The organism is Bacteroides oleiciplenus YIT 12058 (assembly GCF_000315485.1).
Taxonomy (GTDB): Bacteria; Bacteroidota; Bacteroidia; order Bacteroidales; family Bacteroidaceae; genus Bacteroides; species Bacteroides oleiciplenus.
Genome location: NZ_JH992940.1, coordinates 330,805 through 351,830, shown reverse-complemented (window position 1 = coordinate 351,830; position 21,026 = coordinate 330,805). Strand labels below are relative to the sequence as shown.

17 protein-coding genes are annotated in these 21,026 nt (G+C 40.8%); 14 read left to right on the top strand and 3 right to left on the bottom strand.

Translation table 11 applies throughout. The features are described 5' to 3' along the window. Positions 1 to 318 precede the first annotated feature (318 nt). The 14 genes from HMPREF9447_RS01340 to HMPREF9447_RS01275 are packed head-to-tail and all read left to right on the top strand — an operon-like array spanning position 319 to position 15,222. Positions 319 to 1,122 (top strand): polysaccharide biosynthesis/export family protein, encoded by an 804-nt coding sequence (locus tag HMPREF9447_RS01340; protein WP_009127407.1) that lies wholly within the window; start codon positions 319 to 321, stop codon positions 1,120 to 1,122. Between the two features lie 13 nt (positions 1,123 to 1,135). Beyond that, the gene (locus tag HMPREF9447_RS01335; RefSeq protein WP_009127406.1) at positions 1,136 to 2,692 is read left to right on the top strand and encodes a GumC family protein; all 1,557 of its coding nucleotides are present in this window, start codon (positions 1,136 to 1,138) and stop codon (positions 2,690 to 2,692) included. 4 nt (positions 2,693 to 2,696) lie between these two features. Then, on the top strand, positions 2,697 to 3,881 hold the full coding sequence (locus HMPREF9447_RS01330; protein ID WP_009127405.1) for a hypothetical protein: 1,185 nt from the start codon (positions 2,697 to 2,699) through the stop codon (positions 3,879 to 3,881). Continuing rightward, the gene (locus HMPREF9447_RS01325; protein ID WP_009127404.1) at positions 3,856 to 5,163 is read left to right on the top strand and encodes a lipid II flippase MurJ; all 1,308 of its coding nucleotides are present in this window, start codon (positions 3,856 to 3,858) and stop codon (positions 5,161 to 5,163) included. The genes HMPREF9447_RS01330 and HMPREF9447_RS01325 overlap by 26 nt, the downstream gene beginning before the upstream one ends. A 14-nt stretch (positions 5,164 to 5,177) precedes the next feature. After that, entirely contained in the window at positions 5,178 to 6,155 is a 978-nt protein-coding gene (locus HMPREF9447_RS01320) for a glycosyltransferase (RefSeq protein WP_009127403.1), read from the top strand. Beyond that, a complete protein-coding gene (locus tag HMPREF9447_RS01315; RefSeq protein WP_009127402.1) occupies positions 6,152 to 7,045 on the top strand; it encodes a glycosyltransferase in 894 nt (297 codons plus the stop codon). The genes HMPREF9447_RS01320 and HMPREF9447_RS01315 overlap by 4 nt, the downstream gene beginning before the upstream one ends. 11 nt (positions 7,046 to 7,056) lie before the next feature. After that, positions 7,057 to 8,253 carry a glycosyltransferase gene (locus HMPREF9447_RS01310; RefSeq protein ID WP_009127401.1) on the top strand — a complete coding sequence of 399 codons (1,197 nt, stop codon included), beginning with the start codon at positions 7,057 to 7,059 and terminating at the stop codon, positions 8,251 to 8,253. Between the two features lie 39 nt (positions 8,254 to 8,292). Beyond that, on the top strand, positions 8,293 to 9,306 hold the full coding sequence (locus tag HMPREF9447_RS01305; RefSeq protein ID WP_009127400.1) for a radical SAM/SPASM domain-containing protein: 1,014 nt from the start codon (positions 8,293 to 8,295) through the stop codon (positions 9,304 to 9,306). A 4-nt stretch (positions 9,307 to 9,310) separates the two neighbouring features. Further along, positions 9,311 to 10,408, top strand: coding sequence for a glycosyltransferase family 4 protein (locus HMPREF9447_RS01300; RefSeq protein WP_009127399.1), 1,098 nt, complete (start codon positions 9,311 to 9,313; stop codon positions 10,406 to 10,408). A gap of 57 nt (positions 10,409 to 10,465) precedes the next feature. Further along, positions 10,466 to 11,086 carry a sugar transferase gene (locus tag HMPREF9447_RS01295; protein ID WP_009127398.1) on the top strand — a complete coding sequence of 207 codons (621 nt, stop codon included), beginning with the start codon at positions 10,466 to 10,468 and terminating at the stop codon, positions 11,084 to 11,086. Between the two features lie 4 nt (positions 11,087 to 11,090). Next, positions 11,091 to 12,527 carry a capsule assembly Wzi family protein gene (locus HMPREF9447_RS01290; protein ID WP_009127397.1) on the top strand — a complete coding sequence of 479 codons (1,437 nt, stop codon included), beginning with the start codon at positions 11,091 to 11,093 and terminating at the stop codon, positions 12,525 to 12,527. A gap of 4 nt (positions 12,528 to 12,531) precedes the next feature. Next, positions 12,532 to 13,077 (top strand): dTDP-4-dehydrorhamnose 3,5-epimerase, encoded by a 546-nt coding sequence (gene rfbC, locus HMPREF9447_RS01285; RefSeq protein WP_009127396.1) that lies wholly within the window; start codon positions 12,532 to 12,534, stop codon positions 13,075 to 13,077. Between the two features lie 9 nt (positions 13,078 to 13,086). Continuing rightward, positions 13,087 to 14,400 (top strand): UDP-glucose dehydrogenase family protein, encoded by a 1,314-nt coding sequence (locus HMPREF9447_RS01280; protein ID WP_009127395.1) that lies wholly within the window; start codon positions 13,087 to 13,089, stop codon positions 14,398 to 14,400. Positions 14,401 to 14,424: 24 nt separating this feature from the next. Next, positions 14,425 to 15,222: a DUF4738 domain-containing protein gene (locus HMPREF9447_RS01275; RefSeq protein ID WP_009127394.1), complete on the top strand. Its 798-nt coding sequence runs from the start codon at positions 14,425 to 14,427 to the stop codon at positions 15,220 to 15,222. A gap of 41 nt (positions 15,223 to 15,263) precedes the next feature. Here HMPREF9447_RS01275 and HMPREF9447_RS01270 read toward each other — a convergent pair whose 3' ends face one another. The 3 genes from HMPREF9447_RS01270 to HMPREF9447_RS01260 all read right to left on the bottom strand — a co-directional run bounded on the left by HMPREF9447_RS01270 (position 15,264) and on the right by HMPREF9447_RS01260 (position 21,024). Then, entirely contained in the window at positions 15,264 to 16,571 is a 1,308-nt protein-coding gene (locus tag HMPREF9447_RS01270; protein WP_009127393.1) for a DEAD/DEAH box helicase, read from the bottom strand. A gap of 80 nt (positions 16,572 to 16,651) precedes the next feature. After that, positions 16,652 to 18,280 carry a RagB/SusD family nutrient uptake outer membrane protein gene (locus HMPREF9447_RS01265; RefSeq protein ID WP_009127392.1) on the bottom strand — a complete coding sequence of 543 codons (1,629 nt, stop codon included), beginning with the start codon at positions 18,278 to 18,280 and terminating at the stop codon, positions 16,652 to 16,654. Between the two features lie 11 nt (positions 18,281 to 18,291). Continuing rightward, complete coding sequence (locus HMPREF9447_RS01260; protein ID WP_009127391.1) at positions 18,292 to 21,024, bottom strand: SusC/RagA family TonB-linked outer membrane protein; 2,733 nt, start codon at positions 21,022 to 21,024, stop codon at positions 18,292 to 18,294. Positions 21,025 to 21,026 lie beyond the last annotated feature (2 nt).

The following is a 21,026-nucleotide window of genomic DNA, read 5'->3' as shown; positions in this document are numbered from 1 at the left end:
TTCAACAAATTATAAACTATGCAATCGGTTCAGTGCTTTTTTTACAATAAAAGCCGGCTGACTCGCTCATGAATCTGCCGGTTTTTAATTTCAAATCAATACAATAGCTATAAAATTACAGATTATATAATTCAGCAAAAGCATCACATCATATAAAAATATGACAATTGGGCTTACATTTAATGAAAAGCGCCCCAAAATCAATGAACAAATTATAGACAACCCAACAATAAACCCACCTGACTAACGTTTATTGACTATAGAACTATTACTTTTGCAATAGATCATATTAATTAAATAACAGATTTAAGATATACGATGAAAATAAGAATACTGATACCTGCTCTCTCATTATTGCTACTGATGTCGTGCAAAACAACGACTAATAATATTACCTATTTCCAGGATTTAGATAATCAGGCGTCAATTATTACCGAGCAACCTATTAATTATGCCCCACGTATTGCTCCAGATGATCAGTTGTCGATAATCGTATCAGGAACAGAGCCAAATGCAGTAGCAGCATTCAATATGCCACTTACCAGCTATCTGGCCCCAGGAGAAACAAACGTTACCTCTACACCTGTACTCCATACTTATTTGGTAAATTCCCGGGGGGAGATTGATTTCCCGGTACTTGGGAAATTGCAAGTTGCTAACATGACACGCAGTGAATTGACAGACATGTTGACTGAAAAAATCTCAGCTTACGTCAAATCCCCCATTGTCACAATACAAATAAGGAATTTTAAAGTCTCAGTATTGGGAGAAGTAAACAAGCCTGGAACAGTAAATGTACCCAATGAACGCTTATCTGTACTTGATGCGCTTGGTATGGCAGGCGACTTGACTATTTACGGCAATCGTGCCAATGTACTTCTGATTCGTGACAACAATGGACGAAAAGAATATCATCGCTTCGACCTTACTTCTGCAGAAATACTAACATCTCCTTATTATTATTTGCAGCAAAATGATGTACTTTATATAGAACCGAATAAAGCAAGAAAGGGAAATGCCAAATATAGTCAGAGTGGGCAGTTCAATGTTTCTTTGGCATCAACAATAATCAGCGCCTTATCAGTATTGGCATCGTTGGGCATTGCACTGCTGGTAAAATAAATATCTCTCGCTTATGAATGATGAAAATATACATATCGGAGCTCTGCTAAAGCAATTCTTCGGTTACTGGAAAATATACGTGCCCATCGGGATCATTTGCCTGATTGCCGCTATCTGCTTTCTTATAGTTACCCCAAAAGAATATGGGTTTACTGCCCGAATGCGGCTAATTGGCGATAACCAAGGCATGATGTCTGAGTTGAAAATGTTAAAAAGCAGTGGTCTTAATGCTTTACTTGGTGGTAGCGCTTCAGGTATTAGTGTAGAAGATGAAGTTATCGTTTTAATGTCACGTACCAATATGACTAAAGCGATTCTCCAAACCGGTTATCAGGTGGAGACACGGCAACAGCGCGGTCTAAAAAAAGTCCTACTTTATGGAAAGGATAATCCTATAACCCTTCTCTTTCCCGAACAGTTTTTAGATACTATCAGTGAATCAATAAAGATAAAGATAACATTATCTGATGGAATGTTGCAATCAGCCAAAATACAATCAAAGCTGTTTGAAACAGTGAAAATACAGGAACAAACTTTACCTTACCGTTTACAGCTCCCGGTCGGCACAATAATGGTTGCCCCCAATGCCGACATTTCAATTCCCGGTAAGCAAACATTCAATATTCAAATCACTCCGCTGCAAAAGGTATATGAAGATTTATATAAAAACATAGCAGCCGGAGCGGAAGAAACCATTTCAGATATTATCCTGTTAGAGTTTGACAACGAAAACAAGCAACGCGGGTGCGATTTTCTGAATGAACTAATGTCTGTCTTTAACCAATACTCACGAGATGTAAAAGTGGAGGAAGCTGATCTGAATGCCCGGTTTGTAAGAGTACGCTTGGATACCATCACTACAGAACTTGCCTATCTGGAACATCAAATTGAAGCTTACAAAAAGCACAATAATATTCCAGAACCAACACTGTATGCCAAAGCCGCTATGACAGGGAAAATGGAATTGGAAAGTTTGATTCTGGAAACGGAAGCACGTGTGAAAATGATGGATTATGTAGTGGAATATATGCAAAAAGAGGAAAATGAACATGCTTCTATTCCCTCCTTTGAAGGAATAGGAGAAAAGTCCATCGCTTTGTACAATCAATTGGTACTTGACCGAGAACGCCTGCTTCTTGCTTCTGAGAAAGGTAATCCTGCTTTGATTCTTGCCGATAAGCAACTGGCAGAACAACGCAAAATGTTATTAGAAACAATTGCTGCAACTCGAAATAGTGTCAAAGCCAGCCTGGAAGAACTCAATAAGAAAAATCAGGTATTCAACGGTCAACTGAACGAGTTACCCACACAAGAGCGGGAGTATATTGAGATGAAACGACAACAAAAAATCAAGGAAACCATTTATCTGTTTCTAATGCAGAAGCTACAGGAAAAAAGTCTGGTAAACTCTCCCGACGAACAAGCCGGAAGAGTTGTCGATGCAGCTTATTGTTCAGCAAAACCGGTTTTCCCCAAAAAACTGATTGTACTGGCAATAGCTTTTGTCGCAGCTTGTATCCTCTCCCTGATTGCGATTTATATGAAGGTATTTGTTTTCACTAAAAGATAATCTCATGCTTTCACAGCTGGTCTGCTCCAAAAATAATTTATTTTTCGCCTTTCTTGTAGCAGGCTACATCTTTGGTGTCATATTGTATGACTTCATTGAATTCAAATATACAGATGAGCTAATGGCACTTTTCCTATGCCTGTTTGCAGGTGTCATAGTTTGGGAAAGAAAAAACTGGAAAAAGTTGATACCTGTCGTCATAATTATTACTATCTTTCTTTTTTACGCCATTTATTCTTTCATCATACAAAGCAATGTCCCTAAAGCCATTTTTACCGACCTGCTCATTCAGATAAAACCTTTCCTCGGTTTTTATTGCGCCTATTTAATTGCACCACAATTTTCATGTTCCCAAAAATATTTCATCAGCATTCTCTGCTTAGTTGTGGGAGGATTACTAATTATTGTCGGATTGTCGGGTCAGCTTTATACCCTATTCGGGCATCCCTCCCGCTTTGCGACGGCTGCCATCGCCACCGCCTTTTTATTCCTTTATTGCAGTACTTATAAATGGAGTGATGTTTTCATATTTCTATTTTTGTTGACCATAGGTTTCTTCTCCACCCGGGCTAAATTTTATGGTTTCTGGGCAGTAGCCACCAGCCTCATAGTGTTCACCAAACTGGGCGGACAGATACGATTAAGCTGGAAAAGCATTATAGCAGGTATTTTTATATGTCTTCTTGCCATTTGGTTTGCCAGAGAAAAAATAATAATCTATTATATTGATGGAATGATGAATTCCCGCGAAATGTGGAGCCGACCTGCCATGTTATTCACCTCCGGACAAATCTTATATGACTATTTCCCATTCGGCTGTGGGTTAGGCAGTTTTGGCACATTTGCTTCTGCTGAATATTATTCTCCTATTTATGAGACATATAGCCTCGACCATATATGGGGACTATCAAAAGATATGCCCATCTTTATTTGTGACGCTTTTTATCCTGAACTGGCTCAATTTGGGATAATCGGAGTCATCCTGTATTTCTTCTTTTGGTATACAATCGTTCGGAAGTCTACTGACATGAGTATACATAAAAGTGCATATATCTGGATGGTCTTTTTGTTCTTCCTTATAGAAGGTATAGCAGATTCCACTTTCACACATAACCGTGGATTATTTGTTTTAATTATATTAGCCCTCATGATGACAAAAAAAGATGAAGTTGAACAGCGAAACATATAAGAAAGGTGCCATCCATTCATCTTTCTTTAGCGTGTTGGCTAAAGGAGTGGCATTTGTGCAACATTTATTGATTGCCTATTATTTTGGTGCCAATACCGGAACTGACCTGTATTTCTATCTCTTCAATTTAGTGATACTGATAGGAGGGATGATACAAACAATTGCAACTTCAATTCTCATACCACAATCTATGTTGTTGCGGCATTCTGTTTCAGCAAAAGCGGAAATGAAATATCTGAATGCTTTTATGTACAGTTTCATTTCTCTTATACTTTTATTCATATTGCTTGTGAGTCTGGCAGGAGATAGAGTACCGGAACTAATAACCAATTTTCCATCGGAAGATATAGAAAAGTACATACACATCTATTATGCGTCGCTTTGGCTAATGCTACTTATGGCTACCAATTTGTATCTGACAGAAATATTAGTTTCATTCAAATTTTTCTCTTTACCCTTAGTCTGCAACCTGCTATTAAACGGCGGAATCATTCTGGCCTTACTTTTATTTAAAGAGACTATCGGTGTCACATCCATGATATATGGGAGTTGTATAGCCAGCGCGATTAATTCGATTATACTGATTATTCTCATGAAGAGAAAATTACAATGGAAATTCCTCCTGACAGACTTCTCCGCTATATCTCATCAATGGAAATCCATAACAGGGTTGGCTTTTAACCAAGGAGTTGTCATTTTCGCTTCAACATTCCCCATGTATCTGTTATCATATTATCAGCCAGGTGTCATAACTATAATCAATTATGCACAAAAGTTCATCCAGGCACCTTTAGCATGGATACAACAGTTTGCAGCCGTACTTCAAATAAAACTCAATAATCTGAAAGGGGATGGAAAAGAACATGAAATCTACCAATCCGCATCCCGGATAGCAGTCCGCTTATTCTTACTCACTTTGTTCACATCATTGGTGATATTCCTGTTGCGTGGCTTCATTGCCGAAACACTTTTCGGATTAGGAAAAATGCCCGCTGAAGCAGCAACTAAGCTTTCATATCTTATCGGTCTGCTCACATTTAGTATGCCTTTCACTGCCATGAGCTTGGCTTATATGAAAGTCTTTTTTACACAAGGATACATCCGGCAATATGTTGCCATTATGCTATTTGTGAATGCAGTATCATGTATCATGTACGCCATTTCCATTTTCTACTGGCAAGAAAACGGATATGCCTTTGTATATATACTCATTGAGATGCTTACCACTTTAATTATATGGCTCTATTTACAAAAGAGATTGAAAAGGAAAGTATACTATTAATAATCTGAGGATATATGAACTATATTGTATTCGATAATTTCTGTGATAATCATGAATATATAGCTGGAGCATTGAGAAAAAATGGTATCAGCATAGAAGAGATATATTCTCCTGGCAGCAAATATAAGTGGATAGCCTGGTTAAAAGGAGCATCGAATGCTATTGACAAGTCTTCATCCAATGATACGCTGATTTTTTGGTATGATTTTCAAGGAATTATCTCTTTTTGGATTTGCAGATTACTCTTCCTGAAAAGAAGAATCATCATATTGAATCTTTTATTAAAGAACAAACCGACACTAAAAAATAAGATAGTATCATACTTGTATAAATCAGCATTACAATCAACCAACCTGGAAGCTACCGTCACATCTTTAGAATACGGAGAAGCATTAAATCGCCAACTAAAAATAAGGAAATCATATGCACTGCTACATGATGTCTATCCCTTCAGCGAGAAAGAGGAAAGAGAATATAAAGACTGTGGAAATAAAGTGTTTTGCGGAGGAAACAATGGCAGGGACTGGGAACTAATCATAAAAATAGGCCAAAGTATGCCAGATGTGCAATTTACTTTGGTTATGTCAGATTCGGTTTGGAAACATTATTCAAAGATGCCATTACCCGAAAACATACATATTTTTAATAATGTACGGTTAGCTGAATTTAACAAGTTATTGCAAGAATCATCTATTGTGGTGCTCCCTCTAAACACTGATGCACCAGCAGGGTTAATTGTGATATTTCAGGCTGCATCACAGCAGAAACCGATTATTACAACATCCACTCCAGTCACCAAAGAATATATTGATGAGAAATCAGGAGTACTATGTAAAAGCGACCCTAATCAATACATCAAAGAAATTAAATATCACCTGCAGCATACCGATATTGCCAGAGCGAAAGGAAAGGCATTACGTGATAGACTGAAATCAGAGTGCTCTAAAGATATATACACCAAGAAACTTTATAATATCTTACTTCAAAAATGAAAACAGTATCAGTCATACTCGCATCATATAATGGTGAGAAATATATTGAAGAGCAATTAGATTCCATCTTTGCTCAGACTTATCCTATCCATGAACTACTCGTAGGAGACGATGGAAGTACGGATAACACAATGACTATTCTGAATAATTACGCACATAAATATAAGAATATCAAAATCATCAATCCGGATGATAAACATCATGGAGTCAACTACAATTTTAAGCGATTGATGGATATGGCATCAGGCGATTACATCGCTATTTCAGACCAGGATGACATATGGTTTCCTGAAAAAATAGAAGTTATGATGAAAGAGATAGGAAATCATGTGCTTGCCTATAGCAATGCCATACCTTTCTCTGGGTCTATCTCCGGTTTTAAAGACCAAACCTTTGAATGTGATTCTTCTATACCTGAGAATCAGATTGAAGATATCATGTTCAATAATATAATCTCAGGACACCGGATGTTGATAAAAAAAGAGTTTATTAATGAAATTCACGAATGGAACTTTGATGTTTATTATGATTGGTGGTTGGCTATTTCGGCAGCATATCGCAATAGTATAGTGTATATTTCTGATCCTCTGGTCCTTTGGAGAAGGCATAACGACTCCATGACACTCCTTAACCACAGAAAACAAAAGAAAATATTCAAGATATTCAAATTTATCAAAAGACGATATTTGTATTTTCGATCTCTGCTAAAGCTATTTGAAAGTTTGGGTATCGAGAACAGAAAGCAGCTTATAATCTATAAATTAGCTCATAGGTTCGCCTCAAAATCTTTATGTATTAATCTATATGGTTGTCTCTATTATTGCATTAAAATAAAGTCTGAAATATCATATACTAACTTTATAAAGCCAATAAAAATGTGGTCTAAATAAATATATCAGCAATGAAAATTCTTCTTGTCAATAAGTTCCTTTATCCCCGGGGAGGTGATTGTATTCATACCCTGAACCTTGGCCAGATGCTGCGCGAAGCGGGGCATACGGTACGCTTTTATGCTATGGATTATCCGGAAAACATACAGGATAAAGACAAACCTTTTTTTGCAAAAGAAATCAACTTCTCTTCAGCAAGCCTATCCGGAAAAATAAAAGCCGCCAAGCGTATTTTATGGGGTACAGGAGTAAAAGAAGGTTTTAAAGAACTCTTAAAAGATTTTCAACCGGACATTGTGCATCTGAATAATATTCACTCTTATCTTTCTCCTCTGGTTGCCCGACTTGCGCACGAACAGGGAATCAAGGTTATCTGGACACTGCATGATTACAAGTTGCTATGCCCGGCATATAATTGTCTATGTAAGGGAGAAGTATGCGAGGCCTGTTTTTTCAATAAAAAGAATGCAATACTCCGTAAATGCATGAAAGATAATCTGCCGGCAAGCATTTTAGCTTGGGCAGAAGCTAAAAACTGGAATAAGAAAAAACTTATGGAATGGACAGATACATTTATTTGTCCCAGTCGTTTTATGGCAGAGAAAATGCAACAGGGAGGATATTCGGCTGAGAAACTACAAATTATTCACAATTTCATATCAGAAAAGCAAATCAAATCCGATGTAAATCCGTCCGGTTACGAACGGGAAAATTCCTATGCTTATATCGGACGTTTATCAGAAGAAAAAGGGGTAGAACCACTCTTAAAAGCTGCTACTCAATTACCTTATACATTATATATTGCTGGTACAGGACCTTTAAAGAATGATTTGGTACGAAAATATACAGCAGATAATATTGTCTTTCTTGGACATTTGGCTTCTAAAGATATTGCAGAGCTTTTAAAGAAGGTATCATTTACCGTAATTCCTTCTATCTGGTATGAAAACAATCCTCTTAGCGTCATCGAATCTCTGTGCTATGGTACTCCCGTATTAGGCAGAAACATCGGCGGCATTCCGGAACTATTGGAAACCGACAAATGTAATTGTCTCTTTGAGCGGGATAATGAATTGCCAACACTCATTACCGAAATGTTTGCTTCTGCAACTTCTATACATCGGGGTAGTCTGGCGGCTACTTCACTCCGGCGTTTTTCCGATAAACGATATTACCAAAAGTGGCTTCAAATAGCAGAAAGAGAGTGAAAAGTACTAATTTTGTAAACCTATTAATTTTATATATACATGAAATCAGACATTAGCTCACCTACTGATATGTGTATTATCGTCACATACCGCTGCCCTATGCAGTGCCAAATGTGTAATATCTGGCAAAATCCGACCCATAAAGATAAGGAAATTACTCCTGCAGAGATAGAGAAACTACCTAAAGTGAAATTCATTAATATAACCGGCGGAGAACCATTCATCCGGGAGGATTTGGAGGAGATAGTGGAAGTAGCATTCCGCAAGTCTCAACGTGTTGTTATTTCAACTTCGGGATGGTATGAAGAACGCATTATTCATCTGGCTGAGAAATTTCCCAATATAGGAATACGCATCAGTATCGAGGGATTATCTCAAAAGAATGATGAACTTAGAGGACGTCAAGGTGGATTTGATAGAGGAATACGTACTTTATTGCGATTAAAAGAAATGGGTATCAAAGATATAGGCTTCGGCATTACGGTTTCCGATTCTAATTCGACTGATATGCTTTCTCTCTATCGTTTGTCACGTTCACTCGGTATGGAATTTGCAACTGCTGCTTTGCATAATTCGTATTACTTCCACAAAACAGATAATACTTTCACCAATAAGGAAGAAGTTTGCAGCAACTTCGGCAAATTAATTGAATGGCAATTGAGAGAAAAACATCCCAAAGCTTGGTTTCGCGCTTACTTCAATTGGGGATTAATAAATTATATACAGGGAAAACCACGTTTGCTTCCTTGTGAAGCCGGACTGGTAAACTTCTTTGTAACTCCTTATGGCGATGTGTATCCATGCAATGGATTAGAAAGTAAATACTGGAAAGAAAGCATGGGAAACGTCCGCACAATGTCTTCTTTTCAGGACTTATGGAGAAGTGAACAGGCCGAGCGTGTCAGAGACTACGTACGTAAATGCCCCAAGAATTGCTGGATGGTAGGCACCGCCGCTCCAGTAATGAAGAAATATATTACCATCCCATTACGATGGGTGTTACATCAAAAAATACAGTCCGCAATGGGACACCCTATAAATCTGAAAGGCTAAAAGAATGAAAATCGTAGTTACAGGTACCAGAGGTATTCCCGGCATACAAGGAGGAGTAGAGACCCATTGCGAAGAACTATATCCTTTAATTGCAGATGAACAACATGAAGTGATTGTAGTTCGTCGTCCAGGCTATGCAACAGACCATACCGTAAAAAGCTATAAACAAGTTACAATAAAAGACATAAAAGTGCCTCGAAACAAGCATCTGGAAGCTTTCTTACATACGTTTCTGGCCGTATTGTATGCTCGAAAAGTGGGAGCGGACATAGTACACATCCATGCAGTAGGCCCGGCGCTGATGACCCCTATTGTACGTATGTTAGGAATGAAGGCGATAGTAACACATCACGGTCCGGATTATAACCGGGAAAAATGGGGAGCATTTGCCAAATGGATACTTCGGACGGGAGAAAAGGCCGGTATACGTTATGCAAACCATGTGATCGTGATTTCAGAGCATATACGGAATATGATACAGCAACAATATTCATCGAAAAACAATATCACTGTAATACATAACGGAGTCAATGTAAGCACCGAGATATCTGATACAGGCTATCTTCACAGTCTGGGGTTAACCGAATACTCTTATATTCTAGCTGTTGGCCGTCTGGTAAAAGAAAAAGGATTCGACAAGCTGGTTGAAGCATTCAAAGAGCTGTCTCCGTCCTCCGTAAAGTTAGTAATAGCCGGTGATGCCGATCATCAGGATGAATATGCCCAAAAACTAAAAGGGATATGCCAAAGAGAGGAAAATATACTTTTGACCGGATTTATAAAAGGAGACAAATTAGCACAATTATATGCATATGCCCGGATATTTGTATTACCATCGACTCATGAAGGATTGCCAATCGCATTGCTCGAAGCTATGAGTTATGGATGTCCTATACTTGCAAGCGACATACCTGCCAACAAGGAAATAGGATTGCCGGATGAATGTTACTTCAAAAATGGTAATCTTGCCAGCCTGCAGCAAACATTAGAAAAGAAAATAGAAAGTATTCAGGCTGAACGGATTACTTATAACCTATCATCATATGACTGGAATAATATTGCCCGGCAGACTAAAGAAATTTATGATTCTTTGATTATCTAAAGCAATATAGAATCAGATTTACCGTTCTATTAATCAAAAGTATTGTAATATTTTAGCATGAATATACATTATCCATCATATCATTTTCCGCTGCAACGGAAATGCAATAGAATTCTTAAACGTACATTAGATATCGTGTTTGCATCCATAGTCTTGATTCTGATATATCCATGGGCATATATCATTATAGGATGTTGTATCAAGATTAAAATGCCCGGTAACATCATATTTTCTCAAAAGAGAAATGGGCAGTGCGGTCGGGAATTTACCTGTTACAAATTTCGTTCCATGTTGCCTAACTGTAAAGCAGATACCCAACAAGCATATGATGATGATCCCCGTATCACTCCATTCGGACGTATCCTGCGTGTTACCAGCATTGATGAATTACCCCAGTTTTGGAACGTGCTCATCGGAGACATGTCGATAGTAGGTCCCCGGCCCCATATGCTGATACACACGGAACAATATTGCGGCATCATCCCTGACTATAACAAGAGATTGCTGGTAAAACCGGGGATAACTGGTTGGGCGCAGATACACAACCTGCGTGGAGAAACGGAGAAATTGGATAAAATGAAAAAAAGAGTGGAATATGATATTTGGTATATTGAACATTGGTCATTTGCACTGGATCTGAAAATCATGCTTAACACTCTGAAAATTATATTCCGATAAGCCTATGCGTACAGTCTGTCATATTCTTGCTATTCTATTTTGCTGTTCTACCGGATTGGCAGTAAAGGCGCAAAATGGGTGGAAACGGCAAAATTTATCTTCTTTTGTAGAATATGGTGTCTCCGCCCACACAGGCGAGAATACTCCTCTATGGCAAGTAAGCAACCAACATGGTTTTTCCTCAATCGACAATAATACTTACCTAAGAGGAGGAGCTTTTTATACGGATACACTTCGTAATTGGCGTCTTGAAGGTGGCTTGGATATGGCAGTAGCTTCTGGTTTCACATCTACCTTTGTACTGCAACAAGGCTATGCGGACATCCGGTACAAATGGATAGGATTACTTGTTGGTAGTAAAGAAAATGACTCTCCATTATTAAACCAACAATTGAGCAGTGGCGGATTAACCTGGTCGGGCAATGCAAGACCCATTCCGCAAGTATGGATAGGGCTTCCTGAATATGTACAGATACTCCCGAGGCTTGCCATGAAAGCAGAAATTTCATACGGATGGTTTACTGACAACAATTATCAAAAGAAACAGGTAGGAGAGGATTATTGGTATACCAAAAGTATTAAGTATCACCACAAAAGCGGCTTCCTTCGCATCGGTGTGCCGCAAGGTAAATGGCAACTGGATGTAGGCATGAGTCTGGATGTACAATTCGGTGGCTATAAAAGTGCCGGAATGGATGCAGGAGATTTAGGAAATAGCTGGAAAGATTATTTCAAAGTATTCATCCCCAGTCGTGGAGATGACAGCAGTCCGGAAGGAGAGCAAATAGCTTACCAAGGCAATTTCATGGGTAGCGAGCATATCCGTATGACCTACCGTCACGACGACTTTTCCATAAGTGCCTATCTGGAAAATTATTACGATGATTTCAGTGGAATGGGGAAATTAAATGGTTTTGATGGTTTGTGGGGAATTGAATATAAATCCAACCACCGACAAGCCATCAATGGCTTTGTACTGGAATATTATCAGACTACCAATCAAAGCGGCCCGATGCATGGAGTGGATTTCACGGTAGTGGAAAAAACAGGCGGAGCTGACAACTATTATAATAATGACTGGTATCCCGGTTGGGTGCACTGGGGAATGGCGATGGGAAATCCCTTGGTTGCATCTCCCATCTACAACAAAGATGGCGATATGGCCTTCAAATACAACCGTATCCGGGCAATGCATGTGGGTTGGAGCGGAGACATCAGTGCCGAGTGGACTTATCTCGCAAAACTATCATATAATAAAACTTGGGGAACTCCTTTCAAACCTATACCCGATATATTAGAAAATTTTTCTACTTTTGCATCAGTTTTCTATTCTCCCCGAAAATGGAAGGGATGGCAGTTCAATGCTTCCATCGCTTTTGACATGGGAGAAATATATGGCGACAATTTTGGTTGCCAACTGAAAGTACGAAAAAAATTCTAAGAAGATGAATTATATACAAACGGAAATTGATGGTGTATGGCTGATTGAACCGAAAGTGTTTCGTGACGAACGCGGTTATTTTATGGAAGCCTTTAAAGAAGAGGAATTCAAAGCGCACGTCGGGGACGTTCATTTTATTCAGGACAACGAGTCGAAATCCTCTTTCGGCGTGTTGCGCGGATTGCACTATCAAAAAGGAGAATATTGTCAGGCCAAACTAGTGCGTGTCATAAAAGGGAGAGTGCTGGATGTGGCGGTAGATTTACGTCAATCATCTCCAACGTTCGGTAAGTATGTCAGCGTGGAACTGAGCGAAGAGAATAAACGCCAATTCTTCATTCCCCGTGGATTTGCACACGGCTTTCTAGTACTCAGCGACGAAGCTATTTTTACATATAAAGTGGATAATGCGTATGCCCCACAAGTAGAAGCATCCATTCGTTTCAATGATGACACAATAGGCATAGACTGGCCTGTTGCCGAAGAACGATTATTATTATCCCCCAAAGATAAAGATGCCCCGCTCTTCCGGGATGCGGAATATTTTTAATAATAGAATATGAAAATAGCTATTGTCGGTACAGGGTACGTCGGTCTGGTGACCGGAACCTGTTTTGCAGAAATCGGTGTCAACGTTATTTGTGTAGACACCAACAGTGAGAAAATAGAAGCACTGAAGAAAGGTATCATTCCTATCTATGAGAGTGGCTTGGAAGAGATGGTGAACCGCAATGTAAAAGCAGATCGCCTGCACTTCACGACTTCCCTGGAAAGTTGCCTGAACGAAGTGGAAGTCGTTTTCAGTGCTGTTGGTACTCCGCCCGATGAAGATGGGAGTGCTGACCTTAGCTATGTGCTCGAAGTTGCCCGCACCATCGGACGGAATATGCAGAAGTACATGCTGGTAGTTACAAAGAGTACCGTTCCCGTAGGTACGGCAAAGAAGGTGCGTGCCACCATTCAGGAAGAATTGGATAAACGGGGTGTTAGCATTCAATTCGATGTAGCTTCCAATCCCGAATTTCTGAAAGAGGGCAATGCCATCAATGATTTCATGAGTCCCGACCGCGTAGTAGTGGGAGTGGAGTCTGAACGTGCAAAGAAGTTAATGAGTAAGCTCTACAAGCCGTTCTTGCTGAATAACTTCCGCGTCATCTTCATGGATATTCCATCTGCCGAAATGACCAAATATGCAGCCAACTCAATGCTTGCCACCCGCATCAGTTTCATGAACGATATTGCCAATCTTTGCGAACTGGTAGGTGCAGACGTCAATATGGTGCGTAGCGGTATTGGTTCGGACACCCGTATCGGACGCAAATTCCTGTATCCGGGCATCGGCTATGGCGGTTCTTGTTTCCCTAAAGACGTAAAAGCGCTTATCAAGACTGCTGAGTTGAACGGTTATCAGATGCGCGTGCTCCATGCTGTAGAGGAAGTGAATGAATTGCAGAAAAGTATTCTCTTCGAAAAACTCTGTAAGCATTTCAATAATGACCTGAAAGGTAAGACCATCGCCTTGTGGGGATTGGCTTTCAAACCGGAAACCGACGATATGCGCGAAGCACCCTCACTGGTCTTGATAGACAAATTGCTGAAAGTCGGATGTAAAGTGCGTGCTTACGATCCTGCTGCAATGGACGAATGTCGCCGCCGAATAGGTGAAAGCATATATTATGCAAAGGATATGTATGATGCCGTACTTGATGCCGATGCCATGATGCTGGTTACGGAATGGAAAGAATTCCGCTTGCCGTCGTGGGCAGTTATCAAGAAAACTATGGAGCAGGCTGTAGTGCTGGACGGACGTAATATCTATGATAAAAAAGATATGGAAGAGCAAGGTTTTGCTTACCATTGCATTGGACATTAAGAATTTAACAAAACAGAGGGAGTTATGATAAAGTGGGGTGCTATTTCCATGGTGCTCGTTATGATGCTGGCTTCTTGCAACAACGCTAAAAACGGAGAGGCTTCCGACAAGGAAGACCTGACCGCAAAAAGACTTTTGCAAGGTATATGGCTGGATGACGAGACGGATATACCGTTAATGCGTATTAACGGTGATACGATCTATTATCTCGACCCACAGAATCTGCCCGTTTACTTTAAAGTTATCCGCGATACGATATACGTGCGTGGAAACACACCAATAGCTTATAAGATAGATCGGCAAACGGAATATAGTTTTTGGTTCCACAGTCTCTCTGATGAGATTGTGAAGTTGTATAAGTCGGACAATCCGGAAGATACACTGGCATTTTCCAGCCAAGAAACGGAAATCACTCCTAACATTCCGGAAGTGGTGAAAAAAGATAGTGTAGTAGTATATAAAGGTACGAGATATCGGGGCTATGTCTATATCAATCCCTCGCAAATGAAAGTAATAAAGACTGCCTACTCTGAAGAAGGTATCGGCATGGATAATGTATATTATGACAACGTAATACATATCTGTGTGTACGAAGGACGGAACTTGCTATACGGAAAAGACATTACCAAGAAGATATTTGCGGACATCTTTCCAGAGGAAGAATTGAAACAAACGATCCTTACTGACATGAATTTCATGGGAGTAGACGGAAAAGGTTATCACTACGAGGCAACACTCCGCGTTCCGGAAAGTTCTGTTTATCACCTCGTGAATCTGACTATCAGCCCTGACAAACAACTACATATAAAAATGGTGGAGTAAAACTCCACCATCAAATAAAATATCAAAGGAAAAACATCCTCTTATTTCTGACTGCTTCCCGAAGTATTGTTATTCCTCTTCGGAGCACCACTTCTTCCTTTCGAAGGATTACCTTTTTTCTGGGCATTTCCACCACCTCGATTCGCATTCCTGCCTCCCTTAGCGTGGAAGTTCCGTCTGCCACCATCGTAACTGCGCGGCTTGTATTCAGGTGCTTCGCCCAATTCCTCCGGCACAGGTATTTTATAAATATCTTTTTCCAGAAAATTTTCTATCTGTTTGAAATTACTCTGTTCTTTCTCATTGATGAAAGTCAAGGCAACACCGTCGTTATTGGCACGCGCTGTACGACCAATACGGTGAACATAGTCTTCACTATCATGCGGAACGTCGTAGTTGAGAACAAGACGAATATCGTCGATATCAATGCCACGTGCCACGATGTCAGTAGCTACAAGGATATTTATGCGGCCAGCTTTGAACTCATGCATCACTTCCTCACGCTGTGCCTGCTCCAGATCAGAGTGCATTTCACCTACGTTCAACTTCATTAACTTCAGCGCTTTTGTCACTTCTTTTACTTTCAATTTGGATGATGCGAAGATAATAACGCGTTCTGGCGTTTGCTCGGCAAAGAGACTGCGGATAATACCCAACTTCTGGTTTTCGTAGCAAACATAGGCTGCCTGTACTATTTTGTCAGCAGGACGGGAGACAGCAAGCTTTACTTCGGCGGGATTATTGAGGATGGTGTTAGCAAGTTGTTGTATTTTGGCGGGCATAGTGGCAGAAAACATGATGGTTTGCCGTTCTTTAGGCAGGTATTTCACAATCTGCATGATGTCGTCGAAGAAACCCATATCGAGCATACGGTCGGCTTCATCAAGAATGAAGTAGGAAACACGAGAGAGGTCGACATAGCCCAGACTAAGGTGAGCAATCAAACGTCCCGGAGTAGCTATCACAACATCAGCACCCAGCATCAAGCCTTTCTTTTGTTGTTCAAAAAGTATCCCGTCGTTACCTCCGTAGACTGCCACGCTACTGACAGGCATAAAATAAGAGAAACCTTCCATCTGCTGATCTATCTGTTGCGCCAATTCTCGTGTGGGCGACATGACAATACAATTGATAGCATCTTCAGGGTGTCCGCCTTCGGAAAGTTTATTCAGTACCGGCAGTAAATAGGCAGCAGTCTTACCGGTTCCGGTTTGCGCTACGGCTATCAAATCTCTGCCTTCAAGTATAACGGGGATGGATTTCTCTTGTATGGGTGTACACTCATCGAAGCGCATGGCTTCCAGCGCATCAAGCACCCGGTCATTCAGTTGTAGTTCGGAAAACTTCATGTTTCTTTTTTATTTAGCCGCAAAGATAGGAAATAAAGTGATTATTACAAAAGAATGAAGCTACTTTGCAGCTCATTCCTTTAATACCCCGGATGCTGTTTCCATCCTGGGTTCATCTGCCTGATTTTCTCAGGGATAGGAAAGACAGTAGTATATCCGTTTTCTTCATCAGGTAGTTGCGGACGACTACTGTAAGCACGGGTAAACTGGCCGAAACGGATTAAATCCTGACGTCGCCAACCTTCCCAGGCAAATTCCATCTGGCGCTCGGCAAGAAGGTTTGTTAAGGTTGCAGTACGTTGCGGCACTCCAATGCGAGCACGTACCAGGTTCAGTTCTTCATCTCCGTTGCGTCCGTCGCGGACTTTAGCCTCACTCTTCATCAACAGCACATCGGCATAACGGAACAGGACAATATCATTTTCTATCAATTTACCATCCTTCATTGCCTTATCGTCTATCTCATATTTCTTCATACGGGCACCGGCAGTCTTCTCATAAGATTCGTCAGATAAATCTAACTTAACCTTCCATGGTTCGTAAACCAAAACCGTTCCATCGTCCAATTTTACGACATTTCCTTTTAAATCATAGACCGTACCGGCATAATAACAATAATCAAAGCGTGGGTCTTGTTCATCGGTTTCATATCCAAAGGCCTGCAAAGCTTCGATAGTAGCACTCGACCCATTCTCGCCGGACAGTCCCAATGCTTTAGCATGGTTGTAGTGGCGTGAGCGGAAAAGATATTGCATCTGATTGGTATATAAGGTCTTATTCATCGGAATAGTAAAGATATTTTCAACAGAGCTTTCATTATATACAGCAAAGTTATCAGTGTAGTCCGGTTCAAGACGATAACCAAGGGCAGTAATTTTGTCACAATAAGCTTCCACTGTTTGCCAGGCATTGAATGTGCTGCCATCTACATCAAAAAAGATTGTTTTCCCATCGGGGTGCGTATCGTCCGTCCAATCATTGTCTGTATAAATTTCAACGTTCAGTGCCAGCTTCGCAAGTAAAAAGTAGGCAACAGGACGTGTCAGACGCCCGTAGTAATTGCCCGAACGGTTACTGAATTCAGCGGGCAGGAATGGAGCGGATTCTTGTAATTCCCTGAATATAAAATCGAATACTTCTTTACGCTCGCTTAGTACAATATCTTTCGAAGCAACCTTAGAAGCCATGACTACCGGGATACGTCCAAATAAATCCATCAGATAATAATAGTACATCGCACGGAAAGCACGCACCTCGGCACGATAGGCAGGAAGTTCCGCATCGGAATGGTTGAGAGCATAAGTTTCTATATGTTCCAAAGAGCTATTGCTGAGCATGACTACTTTATAAAGATACTCCCAAGTGGCCTGTATCGCATCATTGTTGACACCCCATTTGTGCAGGAATAAGCCTTGCCAGAAACCACCGTCATACCAGTCACCGCCACGGGTGGGCATTATGGCTTCGTCGGTAGTAAAAGTATTCAGATCGTATACGCCACGACCTGTTCCCTGCAAGCCCTGACTGTCAGAGTTACCACCGATATAGTTGTAAAGGGAAGCGACTGCGTTGAGATAAAGTTCGGAAATATTGCGATAGCCTTCTTCTTCGGGTTGTGCATCGCGGGGCTTCTCTTTCAGAAAATCATCGCATGAAGTCACTAGCCAGCAAAGGGCAGCTAAAATGCAGAATATTGAATAACGTTTCATAGCTTTAGGTTTTAGAAGTTTACACTTAGTCCGATAGTATATGTGCGGTATAAAGGATAGGTACGTTTATCATCTATACCTAAAGTAGAGTTTACCGACGAACTGTTTATCATAGGGGTCAACCCTGAATAGCCGGAAATGGTAGCCAGATTATTGACTGTCAGTGATAAACGGAGCGACTGCAAATAGCGGGCGTTCTTTAGCGGAACATTCCAGCCTACCGTCACATAATCGAAGTTGACATAGTCACCATCTTCCAACCAATAGTCCGTGGCGGTCTGGTCTTTTATGTTCCGGGCAGGCGCCTTCTTCATGACGTTGTAGTCGGGGAAGCTGTTCATATTCATATAAGTCAGTGAGGTGCCGTTGTAAACTTTATGGCCGAAAGCACCGTTAATCTGCAACGATATGTCAAAGTCCTTGTAGCGGAAACTTATGTTAGAGCCAAGAATCGTTTTCGGCACAGCTTGTCCTGCCACATAACGGTCTTCGCCATCTTCCAAGCTAACACCACCGCCATTGAGATCGGCAATCTGATAAGTATAACCATCATTGCCATCAGATACCAACCCTGTAGAATGAGGTAAATAGAATACGCCTAATGGCTGGCCCACAATCTGATAAACGATATGGTTGTATCCACCATGAAATCCGGCGCCATCTAGTCCGGCAAGACTTTTATACTCAGTTGCTGAAATCTGCTCACCCTGATATGTTCCATTGAGGGAAAGCAATTTGTTCTGTTGGAAGGTCAGATTGGCATTGATATTCAGCTCCATATCTTTGGTTTTAAGCGGAGTAATGCCAATGGATAACTCCGTTCCGTAGTTGCGCATGGAACCGATGTTTGCCAACAAAGTGTTGTAAGTAAAAGGCGGTACACTAACATTATAAAGATAAAGCATGTCTTTCGTCTTAGAGTTATAGTAGTTCGCAGTCAGCAATAACCGGTTGCCCAACAAAGCTATCTCCATACCGGCATTGAATGTTTGTTTCACCTCCCACTTTAGATCAGGATTCGTATTCCGCAACTTATTCATCGTGACTACAGGCGAGGAACCGACCGGAGCCACACCATTAGGACGCATCAGGTTCAATGTAGTATACGAGTCAATACCATTTTGATTGCCCGCCAATCCATATCCGGCACGAATTTTCAAATTGTCAATAAAAGGCAGCTTCTCCATGAACTTCTCATTACTGACTACCCATGCAACTGATACTGCCGGAAAAAATCCCCATTTATGATTACTCCCGAACTTAGAAGAAGCATCCCCACGAGCATTCACCGTCAGGATATAACGGTCATTATAGGTATAATTCACACGTCCCATAAAAGAGACAAGACGTGGGTCTTCATAATAAGAGCCACTACCTTCCCACGGACGAAGAGCCCCTCCTTGCAGATTATTATAGCCAGCATCATCGCTACTAAACTTTGTTGCGGTAACATAGTAACCTGTATATTGATCTTTCTGCAATTCTGCCAGCCCTAAAATATCAAAGAAATGTTTTTTCCATTCCTTCTTATAAGACAACACCAGATTACCGAGCAATGATTCCATCTTTTTAGTCCCTCTGTATGCCTGTCCATTCGCCCAGACAGCAACAGGCAGATACTGTGAATCCTCTACTACATTATAAGTATAAGAACCAAAAAGAGTAAGTTTCCATGCTTCAGACAGATTAAACGTCAGCCGGGCATGCGTGCTGATGTGCGATGTAGCATCTTTATCATTCACATCCATCCAGGCCAATGGATGAGATAACTGGCTGGCAAAGGCACTTCCATCCCAACTTCCGGTTTCCGAATTTTTATGATTAGGGAAAGTGGGGTTAAATGAAGCTGCAGAATAGAATACCTTGTGCAAATTCACCAGATTACGCTCTTTTTGTATGGAGCCAAACATACCAAGATCGCATTTCAGGAAATTATCGAAAACATACTGCGTCATATTCATATTCGATGTGAAGTTTTGCAATTTTTCATTGACGATAACCCCTTCACGATTCATCAAGGCAAGTGAGACACGATAATTAGAAGTATTTGTGCCTCCGGAAAAAGCAATGTGATGGTTATGCTGTAATCCGTTTTGCTCTATCTCTTTCTGAAAATCAGTGTTGTTACCCAAATCAGTAATAGAAATACCACGTTCCCGGGCCACGCTACGAAATTCGTCTCCACTAAGCATCCTCACAGTTTTATAACTCGAGGCAATACCAAAGCTACCGTTGTAATTGACGCTAGTACGCCCGCTGACACCTTTCTTTGTAGTGATTTCTATGACTCCCGATGCGCCTCGGGAGCCGTACTGTGCCGTTTCCGAAGCATCTTTCAGGATCACGAAACTTTCAATGTCTGCCGGATAAATAGATGTAAGCATACTTAAATCACCGAAAACGCCATCCACTATAATCAGCGGATCGTTCCCGGTAGTCAGTGAGGTAGTACCGCGTAAGCGAACAGCATCAAGTGCTGCAGGACCGTTTGAACCTTTTAGAATGGTCAGTCCGGGCACCCGTCCGCGAATAGCATCCAGCGGATTGGTTATCTGATCCCTATTCATCTGATTTTCAGTAATTCTTTCTACCAGTCCGGAAAGGTTCTTACGAAGACCTGTGGCATATCCGACAGTCGTTATGGAGTCGGGTAGAGTAGTGTGAAGCTTCTTTTGTGCAACGGCAGGAAAACCGGGTACAATCAAAAGTAAAGAGAGGTAGAATAGATTCCTGATTCTCTTCATAG